This window comes from Bradyrhizobium sp. USDA 4501, from assembly GCF_054062115.1.
The window spans coordinates 5,565,051-5,580,411 of record NZ_JBSSEX010000001.1 but is presented as its reverse complement, the minus strand read 5'-3'; the positions used below and the strand labels follow the sequence as shown (position 1 = coordinate 5,580,411).

The following is a 15,361-nucleotide window of genomic DNA, read 5'->3' as shown; positions in this document are numbered from 1 at the left end:
AGCGCTGCCGGAATTCAGCCTCCTGCGGGAATTCAATCGCGCCATCCACGACGAGCTGCGCTTCGGCGAGCGCTTCAACGGCCCGGATGAACTGATCCTTGCGCCAGTGCGGCCACGAGGTCTGCTCAATATGCGCGTGGATGGCGTCCAGCAGCGCATTTGCTTCGGCGATCGGAGCGGCGATCTAATCACTCTCCTGGTGGGGCTTCGGTGCGCGCAGGACGATCTTTCCCGAGACCGCAACGCCGGGCGCGATCACGATGTTGTAGCCCTTACCATCATCGTTGGGCCACGCGGCGCCAATGCGCGTCCACGTCGATTTCCTGCCATCGCCGCTGACGGCAAACGCGTCATGCGAAGGCGACTTGTTGTCGGCCATCGGTTTTCCTTTTTTAAATGTGCGGGGTGTTTCCAGCAAAGCGCTGTGCATCGATGGTGACGCAATGTGTTGGGCCGTAAAGCCGTCAGGCCGTTTTGTTGCTCATGTAGCAGGCAAGCATCAGTGGCAGCGACGCCGGGGCTTTTCAATCGCAGCCGTGCAGCGCAAGATTCTGCCATACGAACATCTTCATCACTTTTTTCCGGAGACGCTCATGGCGATCGACGATTTGCATCCCTGCCCGTGTGGGTCGGGGCTTGCTTCACGCTGGGTCAATGACGCCCGCGGTATTCCACTCGCGCGGGTCTGTCCCCAGTGCGTTGACGAGAAGCTCAGCCACTATCGGCCGGAGGTTCTCACCAACAGCAACTACGACGCTGACGAGGATATCGATGGCAATTAACCTGCATCGCCATTGGTACAAGTGCGACTGGACCCACCCGCTCATGCAGTGGACCCGAGAAACGCCCGAGCCCGAGAACTCGCCCTGTCCGACGTGCGAGTTGCTTCGATTCCCTTGGGCCAGCGAGGACATGACGACTGCCAAGTTCAGATCCGACAACGGCATCGTCGACGATCCGCAACTCGACCTGTTCAAGTGACCAAACGCGGAAGCCCCGAGCTGATCGGGGCTTTTTTTTATCGGTATGGCGGCGGCTTGATCCTAATCGCATTCACGATTCCACGATTTTACGACGCGGTACATCGCGGGGCGCCGGGGTGTCCCCGGCCGCGCGTGGTGTGGAGGCCCGCGCGAGGCTTCCGCTGGCCGCTGGATGGCGCAGGCCCTAAGCGGCCACGGAAGGGTTTGGGGAGCCCCTCCCCAATGCCGGCGTGCCGGCACTCGCGCTGCGAGCGCCCTCACTACAGTCAAAGACCAGTAGTGAGGGCGCGCACCACACGCACGACGGTAAGTTGTCAGACGAACTCTCTCCGAGGTTGCACAATCATTCTACACACCGTGGCGGTTAGGCACGGGCTCTGCACGGGCCGAGTGCCGGCGAGTGCCAGAAGTTATTCGCCAGGCCGTACGACAATAGGAGAGCCACCCCCGGCCGCCAGGCCACGACCGTTTCAAAGGAGCAAGATGATGTCGACCAGACGAAAGCGAGCCGGGCGTTTCCCGGCAATCCCGCCGCCAGTGCAACCCTACGGGCAATGCCGGCTGCGCGCCGATACGAGGCAAGTAATGACAAGGGATCGCAACAACTCGGCAATGCCGAAGCACAGCATGGAAGGAGCTGGCCGCATTCCCGGTAGCGAACCGGTCACAGACCAGGACGAGGCAATACGGCGTCGCTCGCCGTTTTGTACGACCAGTCCGCCAGCAAGGCGGGCCGCATCAAGCCAAGGCTTTTGCGGCGGTCATCAACACTAACGAGGATAACGACGATGGACGCGCTCGCCTACGACCTCAAGACCATTGCCCTCGGCGATGGCGGAGGGTCGTATCTGACGCGCAACCAGCGGCACCGGGGGTTGCAGCTCATGGCACGCGAGCTACGTGGGCTCGGGTTCAAGCTCCCGGCCGCGTCGTCGTTGAAGCCGCGCCATGTCGAGGCGCTGGTTGGGCACTGGCAGACGTCACGGCTCTCGGCCGGAACGATGAAGAACCGCATGGGCTGGCTGCGGTGGTGGGCGGCAAGGGTTCGCAAGCCCAACGTCGTCCCGCGCGACAACGAGAGTGTCGGCATTGAGAAACGCGCTGCCTATAACGGCAATCGCGCTCAAGCCACCCCGGGTGAGAGGCTGACCACCCTGCCCTACCGCATGCAATTGGCGCTGCGTCTCCAGATGGCCTTTGGTATGCGGCTCGAAGAGAGCCTGAAATTCCGGGTCAGCCAGGCCGACAAGGGCGAACGGCTGGCGATGCAGTCAAGCTGGTGCAAGGGCGGCCGCGCGCGGGAGATCCCGGTGACGCATCCACGGCAGCGTCGGTTACTCGATGAGCTGCGGCAGGCCTGCGGTGATGGCTCGCTGATCCCGCAGGGGCAGCGCTATATCGATTTCCGCAAGGAGGTCGAAAAAATGACCTGGGGCACCGGCATCCGCAATCTCCATGGCCACCGCCACTGGTACGCCCAATGGCGCTACCAGGCGCTGACGGGTCACCCCTGCCCTGCTGCTGGCGGAGCCACGTATGAGCGCATGAGCCGCGCCGAGAAAGCATCAGACTTCCGCGCCCGGATGCAGATCTCAAATGAGCTGGGGCATGGCCGGCTGGCCGTCGCCGACACCTATCTTGGCAGCCGCTTCGCGAAGGCGCAGAATCGGTAGTAATGAAAGCACCCCTCTCGAAACTCATTCCTGAGCTTCTTCGCTCGTACGAAACCGCGCGCGAGAACCTGGCCGTCGGCCTCATGCGTACCGATAAAGTAAGATCCCAGATTCACGAAGCTGCCGGAAAAGGGCATCGTGCCCTTCGGATCGCAATGCCGGATGGAGTCGACCTGCGCGATACTGAAAGCGCCGAGGCTTTGAAGGAGTGGGTGAAAGCCAACGGATTGCAATTGGAATGGCTGAGTCGCACCGCGACGCTCGAAGGCGGTCGGCAGGCCAGCGGCTACGACGTTGAGATTTCCTGGTAGTCGTATCGTCGCATTATCGCAAAAGCGCATTTGCGATTCGCTGCCATACTGGCACAGCAGCGTACTGATATGCTGCTATAGCAGCCCGGGATGACCCGACCGCTCCAGATATTCTCGCAAAGCGTCCAGGTAGATATCATGAGCCTTGCGATCGGTCGTGAAGGCGATTTCCTGCATCTTCTTCTTTGCCTTGGGCGGCAGGTACAACATCACGCGTTTGTAGGTTGCGCGCACCGTCCCTTCTTGCGGCTTAGCGGCCTTGCGCTGTTTGCCGCCTGTCGGTGCTACACTGGGCGCGTCTACTTCGGGGCTGATTTCAACCACGTTGTCAGGCTGCACGGCAGCCAACTGAACGGGCTTTGGACGCAGCAATCCGTCCAAGCCAGCCGCGGCTGCTACAGCGTTACGCGCGGCGTCGCTCTTGCTGCTCACCGGTCTTCTCCTTGTTGATACGTTTCCTGCACCAGGCCCAAAACTCGGCAACTTCATCGGCGGCCTTCGATCCAGGCGCATGTTCACCGACGCCGAGGCCCAGAGCGTAGCTGTATTGGAAGTCCATCCGCGAGGCCAAAGAGATCGGCACCACCGGTCCGCTTTGTGCGAGGCCGGTCATAACAGCCGATGTGAGTTTGGCAGCCTTATTCGGTGTCGCCTGATTTACAACGAGCGCAAAGTCGCGGCGCATCGTGTGCAATGCGTCCATCGTAGTCCGCGTGGCGTGCAGGTCGGGCCCGGCGGGACGTACCGGAATCAGGCAGAGGTCCGCGACCCGCATGGCCGCACGGGTGGCGTGGCCGTCCTCCCCTTTCGTATCGATCACCACTAACGTGAACCCAGCCTTCTCCAGCGTTGTAAGAGTTCTTGTGATATCGGCCGCAGACTCATGTGCAACAACCGGGGGCGTTTCGGCTGTCCGGGTATCGAACCAGTTGGTCACAGTGCCTTGCGGATCGAGATCGATAAGGCAAGCCTTCTCGCCAGCGGCTTCGGCAGCCACGGCGAGGTTGATGGCGAGCATACTTTTACCCGTGCCACCCTTTTGATTGACGAAGCTGACGATTTTCATGCGCCCACCCTAGTGCAGGGTTGGACATCACTGCTACAGCAGTACAGCAGTTCGCTGACAGGCTGTTACAGCACTACAACAGTATGGCAGCGCGCTGCTTTAACAGCATGCTGCCATAGCAGTACAGCGGCTTAGCGATACATCAGGATGATTGTGTAGCAGTGTAGCAGTACGATCGGTACGCTTCGCAGAAAACCGTGCATTTCTCCAACTTCGACGCCAATCATGACTGCCTAATTCATTGGCTACCGGCTCGCGGGCGGGAAGGGGACCCGGTACTGTTGCCGTATGCAATCGCTCAAGCTCGATCTGATAGCCCGCGAGAAATTCGCAGCGCTGAGCTTGCATGAGCGAAACGATTATCTCCAGAAGTTGGCCGCTGAATTCTCCGAGAAAACGAACCGGCCGGTTTTCATACTTGACAAAGAGGCGTTGGCCCGACTGCGAGTGTTCTACATGCGGCGCAGTTTTGCGGATCTTGAGCGTGGCAGCGTAAAGATCGCCGATCCGGAATTAGCTGCGGCGTTGCGCAGCCTCGGCGAAACCATCAAGGGCAGCGAGCACAAAGCCGACCTCATCGGCATGCTAAAATCAGAGCTGCCGGCGCCGGTGCTACGTGGGGCGCCGGTCGATGACAGCCAGCTATCGCTCTTTGTGCCGGTCATTTTCGATGCACCGCTCAAGGATGACGTAAACCTGATGGACATCGCGCCGTTCACGATGTCGAAAAACCACCGTCTGACGCTACTGCGCTACGAATTGAAGGATAGCATCATCACAGTGGCGGGGAGCGGAGAGCACGGCCTGGCCACGGTATTCGACTATGACATCTTCCTTCACATGCTATCGTATCTAAACGAGGAAGTGCGCCGCTATCGCGTTGACGAAGCGAAGGGCCTGCGGCCCAGCCTGCCGTCCCAAGTTTACCGGCCGAGCGCGTCGCACATTCTCAAGTTCTGCCGGCGCAGCTCGGGTGGCAGGCAATACAAGGACCTGGAAGCCGCACTGGACCGTTTGGCTGGTACCCGCTTGAAAGTCGTGCCGTTGAACGGCGGCAAACGGCGCGAGATCATGAATGTCCCGTTCATAGACAAGTACCGCGTCGTTAGCGAAACCGCCAACGGGCACATTGACCAGGTCGAAATCCACATCCCGATGTGGATCTACGATATGGTGGTGCGCGGGAAGGGGGCACCACAGATACTCACGCTTCATCCGGACTATTTCCTCATCAGCCAGGGGCTCGGTCGGATGGTGTACCGATTGGCGCGACGTGCGGCAGGACGCGGAGAAGCGCGCTATTCCATCTCGGAAGTTCGCAAGCGCAGCGGGTCGCCTCAAGCCTTGCCACAGTTTGCGCAGATGCTGAAACAGCTAGTAGCTAACACCAAGGTATTTCCGCTGCCTGACTACGATCTCGACTTTGTGGGCGGACGAAACGGTCAGTTGTTGCGGATGCGCTACCGCGGGGAAGGGGCTGCACAGCTCAAGAACGAAGCCGCTGCATCGCCGGTCGGATGAATTCTTACAAGGTTTTTTTACAAAAGCCGTCTTTCACCTATCACACCGGATATCTGCATCGGGCTCCAGGCGGCGGCCCCTTTTTTTACAACCGTTTTTACAGAAGCGTCTTTCACCTACTGTGCGAGACCTTGAAGGAGGCGCTGAACCGCCGCTCAACTGGTTCTTACAAAACGGTGTCCATCACCTATCCAGGCCCGTCTATCACCTACCCAATCCCGTCTATCACCTATGCAACGCCGTCTATCACCTATCGGGCGGCCGTCTTTCACCTATCGGCTTTTCGACCAAGTGCATGAATGGATTGGTGCGTTTTTTACATATCCACAGGGCCGCTTTGCTTAAAACTATTTAAAACTATGAATACCCCTAAAACGCCTGCGGCTGATTTTTTCAAACTTGTTTTTGAAGGGGAAGGATACGGCGGGAGCTATCACTGAAGGCAGCGCCAACAGATAGAGATAGGGCTAGAACAACCGAGGGCGCGATTTAAACACACTTCTGACTTCGGAAGCGAAGCACACCGCGCGGCAGCGATGAAAATGGTTTTAACGCCCGCACAATCGGCCTACACGCGAGACGAGCGGCGTATGAACCACCGCTCGTCCCGTAACCATCAATCAGTCCTTCGAGTAGGTGGGCACGGACTCTCCGCACATCCGCTCACCAAAGCTCGCGGCATGTGTCGCGGTCGACGCGCCGGAGACCTTCTGACCAAACGAAGCGCTTGAGACTTGCACGGCGGCGCCGGTCGCCTTGTCGCCGAACGAAGCCGCATGGGTGGGAATGGACCCGCCCGTCACGGACTCGCCGAAGGAAGCGGAATGCGTAGGGTTACCGAAGATGCTCACTGAACTTCTCCTGTTTATCAGCGTCGGCGGTATGCCGGGCTGATTGCGTATCCGTCCGCTGCCGGGACGGAAATCTTCCACGGGCTGTGTCAGCTGCCCGGAATCTTGACCTTGATCCCGCACATCTTTTCCTGGAATTCCGCCACCTTGGACAGGAACGCGTCGATCTGTGCGGGCGCCAGGTTGTTGAGCTGCACTTTGTTGCTTTTCTGGTCACCGAACTGCGTGTGAACAGTGACGGTATTGGCTTCGCTGCCGGCCAGGTAGACGATGCCGAAGTTGCCCGAGATCGTTGGTGCCACTTCGAGGCGGGTGAGCTTGCTGAGGTCGGCGGTTGTGGTCTGGGCATCGTGCATGCCGGCATCTACCGTAAACCGGAACGTGCAGCGCTCCGGCTCCCGCAGTTCATACCGTTTGTAGGGGCCACGCTTGCTGGACACGACCAGGGTGTTCGCGTCGCGCTTATCGAACGACATTTCTAGATAGTTTGCCCTGAGCCCGTACGCGGCGCCGACGATGTCGGCGGCCGCCTGCAAGCGCTCATCTGTGCCGTAGTCCTGGCACGCGCCCAACGACAACGCCGGCAGCATCGCCAGTGTCAAATTCCCCACACGCATGGCGTCAGTTCCCCAAGCACGAGCGGACGATTTCGGTGATGTCGGACTGGTAGCCTCTCTTTTCCGCAAGGAGCTGGTCGGGAGCAATGAGCTGCGGGCACCGGTCATAGGCCGTGAGGCGTCGCGCTTCCTGTTGTGCCGACAGCAGGTAGTATTCGCAGAGGTTCAGGCTCCGCGCCCTGTGGCTGTCCGGGCCACCCGTGATCATGCTGAGCATGCCGGTCGCCATGCCCTGGGCCATCTCGCCGACCGGGTTGCCGTCACCGGGTTGCTTGTTCCCCTTGAAGCGGGCGTACGTGGCCTTGTCGGTTTCCTTCGAAGTTCTGACCACCTTCTCCCACGCCGGGCACGCAATCCCCTTGTTGCCGTCCGGAAGCTTGCGACCGGGATACATCGTCGGCACTTCGCCGATGGCCGTGCGCTTCATCCAATAGCAATCCGATCCGGGGCGCTGGCGCAGGCATACGAATGCGCCTTTGGTGGTCGCGTCGTAGCCCTCGTAAAACATGTACTGCCCCGGATGCGGAAAAAGGCAGCCATCTACCAGGTGGTAAAGCCCGTGCATCTTATCGACCTGTTCGGTCTGTCCGTTCTGGATAAGCTGTTCGCGATACTTGACCGCGTTGATGTCGAGGCAGGCGAATGCTTCCTGCTCGATGCGTACCGGTGGCAACAGCTTGTCGGCGTGCGCCGCGCTGGCCAGCACGAGAAAGAAGGCGCTGAGCAGCGGTCTCATGGCCGACCTCCGCGCACCGCATCCAGCATCTCTTTATGACGGCGTTCCTGGTTGTCGTTGTTGACGACCACGAGCGCCCAGATGGCGGCCGGTATCCAGCCGATGACAGTGATTTGGAGGATGAGGCAGAGAATGCCTTGAACGACACGCCCACGCATAAAGAGCGCCAACCAAGGCAGCAAGATCGCAACGGCAATCATCGGAAATCCCTCAAAAAAAGGTTTCCGTTTGTATGCAAAAATCCTGATTTACGAATGCAAGGGTCTGAGGGCAGAATCAGCCCCGGATGGAAAATAAGGTCGCCCCCGAGACGTTCGCACAAGTTATTGAGCGGACTCGGGAAAGGTACGACTTACTTCCGGCCTCCCCTTCCCGCGTCGACGGCCTTGCAAAACTTAGGAGTTTTGCAACGGGGCAGCGGCGATGACCATCTTCGGTTATGCGCGCGTCAGCACGTCCGGCCAGGAGCTGGACATTCAGATAGCGCAGCTTGAGGCTGCGGGTTGCGAGCGGATTCTTTGCGAGAAGCAAAGCGGTCTAAAGGATGATCGGCGCGAGCTGGCGAGACTGCTGCGCCGGCTGCACAAAGGCGATACCGTGATCCTGCCCGCGCTCGATCGCCTGACCCGCGGCGGACCGTTCAAGATGCTGAGCGTTCTTGCCGACATCACCTCGCGTGGCGCCGGCTACAGATCTCTGGCCGAGCCGTGGGCCGACACCACCACCGAGCTTGGCGAAGTGCTGGCTGCGCTGGTCGGTTACATCGCGCGCAAAACGCGGGACGATATCGTGAGGCGCACCGCTGCTGGACGAGATCGCGCGCGCCAGAACGGTGTCAGGTTTGGACGCAAGCCGAAGCTGACGGCAGCTGAACGGAAGGCCGCGCTCGATCTCTGCTCTGCGGGCCAAACGCAAAAGGCTGTCGCAAGCGCCTTCCAGGTAAGTTCGTCGACGATTTCGAGGATATGTTCTTCTGACGGCAATGACGAGGCCAAGAATCCGACACACCGGGCCGCCCGTTTGTCCGAGTGATGCGCCCCCTACGCGTCAGTTTTGGCGATTGCCTGATCCGCCTCGTAAGTCCGTATTGCAGCAATTTGCTCCTCGACCAGCTTTTGGAATGCGACGAAGGCGAGGTAACACTTGTCGCGCTCCTTTTCGAGCAAGTCGGCAACCTCGGTCAGATCGAGAGGCTCGTTGCCACCGAACGTGTACTTGACGCCACCAGCCTCCTCGATCCTGCTGACCATTCTCGTCAACCCGAGTACGAACCGGGGGGAGAATTCATGGTTGTAGGCGTGTCGAAAATTATCAGAGTCCTGGTTGAATAGGCTGCCCGCAATCGACTCTACCCGCAGCTTGAAACGGCGATACTTCTTCCAGCCCCTGCAATACGGCTCGATATCGTTGAGATAGAGGTTCTTCTTCGGGAAATCGTCCTTCCAGTTGGCCGGGCTCTTGGCTTGGTTTGCCTGGTGGCAGAGATGTCCCGCCGCGTACGCAAAGCGTGACTTGATCGCATAGGGCTGCCCGAGCGCGACGGTGCCCAGCATATCGATGAATTCGTGCGTCACTTCGAACTTCTCATCATCCGACAGAGGGGCGATGACCGCGGCCCAGGCGCGCAACCGGTTCACGTGATGCGTCAAGTCGTTGATGATGTTGGCGAGCTCCGAGGCATATTCCTGCAGCATGAGGCTGTAAGCCAACCAGTTCATCGGCAACGGTCTGGGAAGGCTCCACCAGGAGTAGGGCATAAAGCGACCGCCCCCTTCACTGGCATCCAGCTCGGCGCGGAATCGAGTATAACGCTCGATCAGGTCCTTCGAACGCTGCAGCGTGAATTCATCTGGCATGGGCCTGCATCTTGAAAATGGCGGGGGATCAGGTTACATTTCCGTCGTCCTTCAGGACAGCGCCAAACGAATTAAAATCATTGCCAGCTCCAAAGCGAACCGCCCCTCCGCGAACCCGGCGAAACGCGTTTAAAGCCCGTACTATCGCCCCGAGCCGCAATTCTCAGCCCGCGTTCATCGCACCCCGCTCATCGATCTCCCAGCAACAGGGCTCAATGTCCTGGAGGCCTCCAGTCTCAACTTGATGGTCGTATTCGCGGCCGTCGTGTCTTGGGTGCCATCGATATGTCTGGTCCACCAGCAGAGGCGACGCAGGCTGAACTCGTGTCATGCGGCGCGCTCGATTCAACAAGTCAGGCAGCGAGCCTTCTCGCGCGAGCCGAGCTTGCCGACCCCACGCGCAGCGATGCATTGCTGCGATTCGTTCGTGCTCTTGCTCGTGCTGCGGCAATCGCGGATTATGAGCGGCAACACCGCACAACAGACGCGAGCAGCGACGATGAAGGCGGCAATCTACGCACGGTTTAGCTCCGACAAACAAACCGACAGGTCGATTGAGGATCAGGTCGCGCTGTGCCGCGCCATCTGCGAGCGGGAAGGGTTGAGCATCGTCGGTGTGTATGATGACCGCGCCATCTCCGGCGCCAGCACCCTGAACCGGATAGGGTGGCAGCGCCTCATGCGCGACGCCAAGGCAGCCAAGTTCGATGTGGTCGTTGCCGAAGCGCTCGACCGCATCTCGCGCGACCAGGAAGACCTGGCAGGCATCCACAAGCGGCTTCGGTTCGCTGGTGTCGAGATCCGTACCGCACAGGACGGCATCGCCGGTGATATCCATATCGGCGTCAAGGGACTGCTGGGCTCGCTCTATCTCAAAGACCTGGCTCAGAAGACCCGGCGCGGCCAGGCCGGCGTCAACCGCGACGGCCGCCACAACGGTGGACGCAGCTACGGCTATCGGCCGATCCCCGGCAAAGCTGGCGAACTTGAGATCGACACGACCGAGGCCGCTGTCGTCCGCCAGATTTTCACCGACTACCTCGATGCCCGTTCACCGCGCGACATCGCGGCGGCGCTGAACAAGAAGCGTCTGCCCGGCCCGCGCGGCGGGATCTGGAACGCCTCCACGATCGGCGGCAGTCGCAAGCGCATGAACGGCATCCTGCAGAATGAGCTATACGTGGGCCGCATCGTCTGGAACCGGCAGAGCTTCATCAAAGACCCGGAGACCGGCAAGCGCATCAGCCGCGAGAACCCGCGCGAGGAATGGATGACGGCGCAAGCCGAACACCTGCGCATCGTCGATGCCGATACCTGGGCCCGTGTGCAGGCTCGGAAGGAAGAGCGCGGCGGCCCGCAGAAAAAGCCGTTCGCGACCCGGCCCAAGAACCTGCTGTCGGGATTGGTCAAGTGCGGCCGGTGCGGCTCGGGCTACATCGTCGGCGGCCATGACAAGCGTGGCTCGCTGCTGCTGTGCTCACGGATGAAGGAGACCGGCCTGTGCGACAACAAGCGAATGGTGCCGCGCACCACGGTTGAGGCCGTGGTGCTGAAGGGGATCGAGGAAAAGCTGGCCGCGCCTGAGGTGATTGCCGAGTACGTCCGGGAATATTACCGGATGACCCGCGAACTTCACGGCTCGTCAGCGCATCGCCGCCGCGATCTCGAAAAGCGGTTGGGCAACGTCAACGGCGCCATAACCAAGGCCGTGGATGCCATTATTGCGGAAGCCCCGAGCCGGGCGCTGCGGGATCGGCTCACCGCCCTGGAAGCCGAGCGCGACCAGCTCGAAGCCGACATCGCCAACCTCGTCCCGCCGACCGTCGAGTTCCACCCCAACGCTGCTGATGCCTACCGGGAGAAGGTGCGGGACTTGAAAAAGACCTTGGCGGCAGCCGATGAGGACAGCCGCTTAGCGGCCCATGAGGCCCTGCGCGAGATTGTTGAAAAAATCGTCGTCCACCCGCGTGGCCTCTACAAGCCGGTGGAGATTGAGATTTACGGCCAACTCGCCGCCCTGCTCAGGATTTCTGAGAGGGCGGCTGGCCCCCAAGAGTCTGGGGGTGTGCTGGTTGCGGGGATAGGATTTGAACCTATGACCTTCAGGTTATGAGCCTGACGAGCTACCGGGCTGCTCCACCCCGCGTTAAACCGTTGCGTGCCTTGCAGAAAGGGTGCCTGAGCCGGCCGGCCAACGCTTTTCAACGGCGCCGATCGATCCGTCCGGGGGCTTCCTGAGAAGGCGACCCGGGCCGAAGCCATCGGGTGCGGGGCGTATGTATCAACGTGAGCCCGGTTTGGAAAGCCCCGGATGCGGGTTTTTGAGGATTTTGTGACGTCGAAATCGCCGGCCGTCCCGGCAGGATTTACCGCCGGGAACCGAGCCTTGCCAGACCGCGCGCAAAAGCGGAGCTTGGCGCGCAACAAATCAGTCAAGAATGCGTCATCCGAGGGGGAAATGCCATGGACCGGCCATTGAAGAGCCCGGGGCTGCATGCGCTTGAGGAGGCCTTTCATCGCCAGTTCGAGCTGTCGCGCAGCGAGCCGGCGCCGACATTGCAGGCACGGCTCGACCGGCTGCGCCGCCTGCGCGCCGCGCTGACCGAGAATGAGGCGCGATTCGAGGCGGCGATCTCGGCCGATTTCGGCCACCGCTCCACCGTCGAGACCGCGATCGCCGAGACCATGCTGGTGCTCGGCGAGATCAGGCACGCCGCCAAGCACCTCAAGGGCTGGATGGCGCCGCGGAAGGTCCCGACCACGGTGCAGTTCGCGCCGGCCAAGAACCGGCTGATGCCGCAGCCGCTCGGCGTGGTCGGCATCATCGCGCCGTGGAATTATCCGCTGCAGCTGACCCTGGCGCCCGCGGTCGCCGCGATCGCGGCCGGCAACCGCGCCATCATCAAGCCGAGCGAGCTGGTGCCGCGCTTCGCCGAGCTGTTGATGGAGACGATCGCCAAGAAATTCGACGTCACCGAGCTCGCGGTCACCGAGATCGACGACGAAATCGCAAAGGCGTTTGCCGCGCTGCCGTTCGATCATCTGATCTTCACCGGTTCGACGCGGGTCGGCCGGCTGGTGGCCGAAGCCTGTGGCCGCAATCTGACGCCGGTGACGCTCGAGCTCGGCGGCAAGTCGCCCGTGATCGTCGACGGCTCCGCCGACATCGATGAAGCCGCGCAGCGCATCGCCTATGGCAAGCTGCTGAATGCCGGCCAGACCTGCATCGCACCCGATTACGTGCTGGTACCGCAGGCCGCGGTGCAGCCCTTCGCGATGCGGCTGCAGGGCCACATGCAGCACATGTTCGGTACCGATCCCGATAACACCGATTACACGTCGATCGTCTCGGATCGGCACTATGCACGGCTCGAGGGGCTGGTCGCCGACGCCGCCGCGAAGGGCGCGACCATCATGCAGCCGGCAACGCCGAACGACCGCGAGTGGAAGGCGGGGCGCAAATTTCCGCCGACCGTGATCGTCGGCGCGACGCCGGACATGACGGTGATGCAGGAAGAGATCTTCGGGCCGCTGTTGCCGGTCATCGGCGTGCGCGATGCGACGGAAGCGATCGCCTTCGTCAACAGCCGCGATCGCCCGCTGGCGCTGTACTGGTTCGGCACCGACAGCGCCGCCCGCGATGCGGTGCTGGCGCGCACGGTGTCCGGCGGCGTCACCGTCAATGACTGCCTGTTCCACTTCGCGCAGGCCTATCAACCGATGGGCGGCGTCGGCGCCTCCGGCACCGGCGCCTATCACGGCGAGTGGGGGTTCAAGACGCTGACCAAGTTCAAGCCGGTGTTCTACCGCTCGCGCTTCAACCGGCTTGCCGATCTCTATCCGCCCTATGGCGCGAAGGTCGCGCGGCTGGAGAAGCTGATGCGGATGTTGTCGTAGGATTCACACCGTCATTGCGAGCGCAGCGAAGCAATCCATAGCGCCGCATAACGGATAGATGGATTGCTTCGCTGCGCTCGCAATGACGCAAAACGAAGACCAAGGGGGAAGATGCGTGACTGACACATTCGATTTCGTGGTGGTGGGCGCGGGCTCCGGCGGCTGCGCGGTGGCGGGGCGGCTGTCGGAGGATCCGGCGACGTCGGTGGCGCTTCTCGATGCCGGCGGCACCAATGACAATTGGGTCGTCACCACGCCGGGCGCCCTGGTGCTGATGGTCGCGGGCACCGTCAACAACTGGGCCTTCAACACCGTGCCGCAGAAAGGCCTCAACGGCCGCATCGGCTATCAGCCGCGCGGCAAGGGGCTCGGCGGCTCCTCGGCGATCAACGCCATGGTCTACATTCGCGGCCATCGCGCCGATTACGACCACTGGGCCGCGCTCGGCAATACCGGCTGGGCGTTCGCCGACGTGCTGCCCTATTTCAAGCGCTCGGAAGACAATTCCGATTTCGACGGCGAGTATCACGGCAAGGGTGGCCCGCTCGCCGTCAACAAGCTGCGCTCCGGCAATCCGATCCAGCAGACCTTCCTGCAGGCGGCGCAAGAGGCGCAATTCCGCATCCGCGAGGATTTCAATGCCGACGACCATGAGGGCCTCGGCATCTACCAGGTAACGCAACGCAACGGCGAGCGCTGGAGCGCGGCACGCGCCTATGTGCATCCGCATATCGGCAGGCGTCCCAACCTTCGCGTCGAGACCAATGCGCACGCGACGCGCATCCTGTTCGAGGGTAAGCGCGCGGTCGGCGTCGAATACCGCCAGGGCAAGGAGCTGAAGCAAATCCGCGCGCGGCGCGAAGTCCTGCTTGCCGCCGGCGCGTTCCAGTCGCCGCAGCTGTTGATGCTGTCGGGCGTCGGCGATGCCGCAGCGCTCGGCAAGCACGGCCTCGCCAGCGTGCATCATCTGCCCGGCGTCGGCCAAAACCTGCAGGACCATCCCGATTTCATCTTCGGCTACATGTCCGACAATCCGAACTTCGCCGGCATCTCGCTGAAGGGCATGCCGCGGCTCGTCCGCGCCATCATGCAATATCGGCGCGAGCGCCGCGGCCCCCTCACCTCGAACTTCGCCGAATGCGGCGGCTTCCTGAAGACGCGGCCCGATCTCGACATCCCCGACATCCAGCTGCATTTCGGCATGGCGATGGTCGACGACCACGGCCGCAAGCGCCACGGCGGCACCGGCTTCTCCTGCCATGTCTGCCTGCTGCGGCCGAAGAGCCGCGGCAGCGTCGCGCTGGCCGGCAGCGACCCGATGCGGGCGCCGCTGATCGACCCGAACTTCCTCGGCGAGGAAGACGATCTCGAATCGATGGTGGCGGGCTACAAGACCACGCGGCGGCTGATGGAGGCGCCGGCGCTGCGCGCCCTGCAGCAGAAGGATGTGTTCACGTCCAACGTCCGCACCGACGACGATATCCGCAGCATTCTGCGCGAGCGCGTCGACACAGTCTATCACCCGGTCGGCACCTGCAAGATGGGCACCGGCGATCCGCTCGCGGTGGTCGATCCGAAGCTGCGCGTGCACGGGCTCGAAGGCCTGCGCGTAGTCGACGCCTCGATCATGCCGACCCTGATAGGCGGCAACACCAATGCACCGACCATCATGATCGGCGAGAAGGCGGCCGACATGATCAGGGCGGAGATGCGGGCGGGGTGACCAATGCGTAGGGTGGGCACGGCGCAAGAGCGCCTTTGCCCCCCTATGAGGCTGCCGTCGCAGGGCCGCATTGCCAAAATATCGAAAACAACCCCATGCAAAGGAGCCGGGGGGGGGCTGGGGCTGC

At 61.6% G+C, this 15,361-nt stretch carries 17 protein-coding genes, 1 tRNA gene and 1 pseudogene; 9 read left to right on the top strand and 10 right to left on the bottom strand.

Annotation, left to right across the window (positions count from 1 at the left end):
• Positions 1 to 184 precede the first annotated feature (184 nt).
• The gene (locus ACVWZM_RS25455; RefSeq protein ID WP_456855215.1) at positions 185 to 379 is read right to left on the bottom strand and encodes a hypothetical protein; all 195 of its coding nucleotides are present in this window, start codon (positions 377 to 379) and stop codon (positions 185 to 187) included.
• Here ACVWZM_RS25455 and ACVWZM_RS25450 point away from each other — a divergent pair.
• The 4 genes from ACVWZM_RS25450 to ACVWZM_RS25435 all read left to right on the top strand — a co-directional run bounded on the left by ACVWZM_RS25450 (position 369) and on the right by ACVWZM_RS25435 (position 2,967).
• Entirely contained in the window at positions 369 to 782 is a 414-nt protein-coding gene (locus ACVWZM_RS25450) for a hypothetical protein (protein WP_456855214.1), read from the top strand. The genes ACVWZM_RS25455 and ACVWZM_RS25450 overlap by 11 nt on opposite strands.
• Positions 772 to 981: a hypothetical protein gene (locus ACVWZM_RS25445; RefSeq protein WP_456855213.1), complete on the top strand. Its 210-nt coding sequence runs from the start codon at positions 772 to 774 to the stop codon at positions 979 to 981. Before ACVWZM_RS25450 ends, ACVWZM_RS25445 begins: the two co-directional genes overlap by 11 nt.
• Before the next feature lie 790 nt (positions 982 to 1,771).
• On the top strand, positions 1,772 to 2,656 hold the full coding sequence (locus tag ACVWZM_RS25440) for a phage integrase N-terminal domain-containing protein (protein ID WP_456855212.1): 885 nt from the start codon (positions 1,772 to 1,774) through the stop codon (positions 2,654 to 2,656).
• A 2-nt stretch (positions 2,657 to 2,658) separates the two neighbouring features.
• Positions 2,659 to 2,967: a hypothetical protein gene (locus tag ACVWZM_RS25435; protein ID WP_456855211.1), complete on the top strand. Its 309-nt coding sequence runs from the start codon at positions 2,659 to 2,661 to the stop codon at positions 2,965 to 2,967.
• A 75-nt stretch (positions 2,968 to 3,042) separates the two neighbouring features.
• Here ACVWZM_RS25435 and ACVWZM_RS25430 read toward each other — a convergent pair whose 3' ends face one another.
• Positions 3,043 to 3,399: a hypothetical protein gene (locus tag ACVWZM_RS25430; protein WP_456855210.1), complete on the bottom strand. Its 357-nt coding sequence runs from the start codon at positions 3,397 to 3,399 to the stop codon at positions 3,043 to 3,045.
• Positions 3,371 to 4,033 carry an AAA family ATPase gene (locus tag ACVWZM_RS25425; protein WP_456855209.1) on the bottom strand — a complete coding sequence of 221 codons (663 nt, stop codon included), beginning with the start codon at positions 4,031 to 4,033 and terminating at the stop codon, positions 3,371 to 3,373. The genes ACVWZM_RS25430 and ACVWZM_RS25425 overlap by 29 nt, the downstream gene beginning before the upstream one ends.
• A gap of 288 nt (positions 4,034 to 4,321) precedes the next feature.
• Here ACVWZM_RS25425 and ACVWZM_RS25420 point away from each other — a divergent pair, with 288 nt between their 5' ends.
• The gene (locus ACVWZM_RS25420) at positions 4,322 to 5,554 is read left to right on the top strand and encodes a replication initiator protein A (protein WP_456855208.1); all 1,233 of its coding nucleotides are present in this window, start codon (positions 4,322 to 4,324) and stop codon (positions 5,552 to 5,554) included.
• A gap of 620 nt (positions 5,555 to 6,174) precedes the next feature.
• Here ACVWZM_RS25420 and ACVWZM_RS25415 read toward each other — a convergent pair.
• From ACVWZM_RS25415 to ACVWZM_RS25400, 4 genes are all read right to left on the bottom strand, one after another.
• On the bottom strand, positions 6,175 to 6,405 hold the full coding sequence (locus ACVWZM_RS25415) for a hypothetical protein (RefSeq protein WP_456855207.1): 231 nt from the start codon (positions 6,403 to 6,405) through the stop codon (positions 6,175 to 6,177).
• An 89-nt stretch (positions 6,406 to 6,494) separates the two neighbouring features.
• Entirely contained in the window at positions 6,495 to 7,022 is a 528-nt protein-coding gene (locus tag ACVWZM_RS25410) for a hypothetical protein (protein WP_456855206.1), read from the bottom strand.
• Positions 7,023 to 7,026: 4 nt separating this feature from the next.
• Positions 7,027 to 7,758, bottom strand: coding sequence for a hypothetical protein (locus ACVWZM_RS25405; RefSeq protein ID WP_456855205.1), 732 nt, complete (start codon positions 7,756 to 7,758; stop codon positions 7,027 to 7,029).
• Positions 7,755 to 7,958, bottom strand: coding sequence for a YqaE/Pmp3 family membrane protein (locus ACVWZM_RS25400; protein ID WP_456855204.1), 204 nt, complete (start codon positions 7,956 to 7,958; stop codon positions 7,755 to 7,757). The genes ACVWZM_RS25405 and ACVWZM_RS25400 overlap by 4 nt, the downstream gene beginning before the upstream one ends.
• Before the next feature lie 223 nt (positions 7,959 to 8,181).
• Between ACVWZM_RS25400 and ACVWZM_RS25395 the strand changes: the two genes are divergently transcribed.
• The gene (locus ACVWZM_RS25395) at positions 8,182 to 8,790 is read left to right on the top strand and encodes a recombinase family protein (RefSeq protein ID WP_456855203.1); all 609 of its coding nucleotides are present in this window, start codon (positions 8,182 to 8,184) and stop codon (positions 8,788 to 8,790) included.
• Positions 8,791 to 8,798: 8 nt separating this feature from the next.
• Here ACVWZM_RS25395 and ACVWZM_RS25390 read toward each other — a convergent pair whose 3' ends face one another.
• Complete coding sequence (locus ACVWZM_RS25390) at positions 8,799 to 9,614, bottom strand: integrase (protein ID WP_456855202.1); 816 nt, start codon at positions 9,612 to 9,614, stop codon at positions 8,799 to 8,801.
• 244 nt (positions 9,615 to 9,858) lie between these two features.
• On the opposite strand from ACVWZM_RS25390, the pseudogene ACVWZM_RS25385 reads away from it, so the two are divergent.
• Positions 9,859 to 11,115, top strand: a pseudogene (locus ACVWZM_RS25385) (recombinase family protein); the annotation flags it as partial.
• A gap of 141 nt (positions 11,116 to 11,256) precedes the next feature.
• On the opposite strand, the gene ACVWZM_RS25380 reads toward ACVWZM_RS25385, so the two are convergent.
• Positions 11,257 to 11,448 (bottom strand): hypothetical protein, encoded by a 192-nt coding sequence (locus ACVWZM_RS25380; RefSeq protein ID WP_456855201.1) that lies wholly within the window; start codon positions 11,446 to 11,448, stop codon positions 11,257 to 11,259.
• Between the two features lie 235 nt (positions 11,449 to 11,683).
• Positions 11,684 to 11,760, bottom strand: a tRNA-Met gene (locus ACVWZM_RS25375).
• A 317-nt stretch (positions 11,761 to 12,077) separates the two neighbouring features.
• Between ACVWZM_RS25375 and ACVWZM_RS25370 the strand changes: the two genes are divergently transcribed.
• Together ACVWZM_RS25370 and ACVWZM_RS25365 are read left to right on the top strand one after the other, a co-directional pair.
• Entirely contained in the window at positions 12,078 to 13,511 is a 1,434-nt protein-coding gene (locus ACVWZM_RS25370) for a coniferyl aldehyde dehydrogenase (RefSeq protein ID WP_057017836.1), read from the top strand.
• A gap of 115 nt (positions 13,512 to 13,626) precedes the next feature.
• Positions 13,627 to 15,234 carry a GMC family oxidoreductase gene (locus ACVWZM_RS25365; RefSeq protein WP_456855200.1) on the top strand — a complete coding sequence of 536 codons (1,608 nt, stop codon included), beginning with the start codon at positions 13,627 to 13,629 and terminating at the stop codon, positions 15,232 to 15,234.
• Positions 15,235 to 15,361 lie beyond the last annotated feature (127 nt).